Annotated in this window: 1 protein-coding gene; it reads left to right on the top strand. The window is 72.6% G+C overall.

What is annotated here, in order from left to right:
* Positions 1 to 230: ricin-type beta-trefoil lectin domain protein (locus tag PUR71_RS00135; protein ID WP_329924237.1), on the top strand; the 230-nt coding region annotated here is incomplete at both ends.

Genomic DNA, 230 nt, shown 5'->3' with positions numbered 1-230 from the left:
CCGAACTTCGGCCGGGCCGACGGCACGTCCCTGCAGGTCTACGACTGCTCGGGCGGGGCCAACCAGCAGTGGACGTCGACGGCCGGCGACCAGCTGACCGTGTACGGCGACAAGTGCCTGGACGTGCCGGGCCACGCCACCGCAGCCGGCACCCGGGTGCAGATCTGGACCTGCACCGGCGCCGCGAACCAGCAGTGGCGGGTGAACGCCGACGGCACGGTGGTCGGAGT

The sequence above is a fragment of the Streptomyces sp. SP17BM10 genome (assembly GCF_036322405.1).
GTDB lineage: Bacteria > Actinomycetota > Actinomycetes > Streptomycetales > Streptomycetaceae > Kitasatospora.
Note: the sequence above shows the minus strand (reverse complement) of the source record. Positions and strands in the feature narration are given on the sequence as shown.